This window comes from Streptomyces chilikensis, from assembly GCF_001642695.1.
Classification (GTDB): domain Bacteria; phylum Actinomycetota; class Actinomycetes; order Streptomycetales; family Streptomycetaceae; genus Streptomyces; species Streptomyces chilikensis.
The window spans coordinates 1-1,467 of record NZ_LWCC02000178.1 but is presented as its reverse complement, the minus strand read 5'-3'; the positions used below and the strand labels follow the sequence as shown (position 1 = coordinate 1,467).

Sequence of the window (1,467 nt, the reverse complement as noted above, 5' to 3'; positions counted from 1 at the left end):
AGCAGGGGTTATTTGGTGGTGGTGGGGGTGCGGAGGAAGAGGGTGGTGGTGAGGGTGGTGATCAGGACGAGGGCGGCGTTGACGGCGATGGCGGTGTGGATGCCGCCGAGGATGCCGGTGACGGCGGTGGTGGTCATGGCGCCGGTGGCGATGGCGCTCATGATGGGGGTGCCCATGGTGATGCCGATCTGCTGGCTCATGGTGGCCAGGCCGGTGGCGAGGCCTTGTTCGTGGTCGGGCAGGCCGCTGGTGGCGGTGACCATGAAGCCGACGATCAGGAGCATGTTGCCGATGCCGCCGATGAAGGTGGCGGCGAGCATGAGGGGGAGGCTGGCGCTGGTGGTGCCCAGGGCCAGGAGGGCGGCGGTGGCGACGGTCTGGATCAGGGCGCCGATGAGGAGGGTGGAGCGGGTGCTGGTGCGGGCGATGACGCGGGGGGCGAGGGTGCCGCCCAGGACGGTGCCCAGGCCCAGGACGCCGAAGGAGAGGCCGGCGGCCAGGGGGGAGAAGCCGAGGACCTGCTGGAGGTAGAGGGTGAGGAGGAAGACCAGGGAGGTCTCGGTGAGGAAGGCCAGGACGCCGGTGATGTTGCCCCAGGCGACGGTGCGGCGGCGCAGGATGGCGACGGGGACCAGCGGGGCGTCGGTGGCGCGTTCGATGTAGTAGAAGGCGATCAGGAGCAGGAGGCCGACGGCCAGGGAGAGCAGGGCGGTGGTGTTGGTCCAGCCGTGTTCGCCGGCCTGGGTGAGGCCGAAGACGACGGCCAGGAGGCCGGCGGTGACGGTGAGGGCGCCGGGGACGTCCAGGCGGGGGCGGTCGGTGGGGCGGGACTCGGCGATGACCATGGGGGCGACGATGAGGACCGCGGCGGCGACGGGGACGTTGATGAGGAACGACCAGCGCCAGGAGAGCAGGTCGGTGAGGACACCGCCGAGGATGGCGCCGGTGGTGAAGCCGGCTGACATCAGGGCGCCGTTGAGGCCCAGGGCCTTCTCCCGCAGGGGGCCTTCGGGGAAGGCGGTGGTGAGCAGGGACAGGCCGGCCGGGGTGACCGCGGCGGTGGCCAGGCCCTGGAAGACGCGGGCGGTGATGAGGAGTTCGGGGCTGGTGGCCAGTCCGCCGACCAGGGAGGCCAGGCCCAGGACGGCCAGGCCGCCCAGGAACAGGCGGCGGCGGCCGAACAGGTCGGCGACCCGGCCGAACATCAGGGTGAAGCCGGCCGCGCACAGCGCGAACGACGTCGCGATCCACTGCAGGTTGCCCAGGGAGAAGCCCAGGCCCTCACCGATCACCGGCAGCGCGACGTTCAGGATCGAGAAGTCCACCGCGAGCATGAACTGCGCGACCAGCAGCACCACCAGCGTCAGCCGCATCCGCGGCGTCAACCGCTGCACCGGTGCCCTGCCCGGACCACCGGGCCCAGGAGACGACGTCCCCTCCACCACCGAACCATCAACAACAGACATG

Annotated in this window: 1 protein-coding gene; it reads right to left on the bottom strand. The window is 71.2% G+C overall.

Annotated features, from left to right (window positions below):
* Positions 1 to 8: 8 nt before the first annotated feature.
* Positions 9 to 1,466: a DHA2 family efflux MFS transporter permease subunit gene (locus A2U95_RS30760; protein ID WP_166029128.1), complete on the bottom strand. Its 1,458-nt coding sequence runs from the start codon at positions 1,464 to 1,466 to the stop codon at positions 9 to 11.
* Position 1,467: the final 1 nt, after the last annotated feature.

Bases quoted from the DNA above. Each gene is read 5' to 3' on its own strand.
- A2U95_RS30760 (WP_166029128.1), bottom strand. From the start codon at position 1,466: ATGTCTGTTGTTGATGGTTCGGTGGTGGAGGGGACGTCGTCTCCTGGG.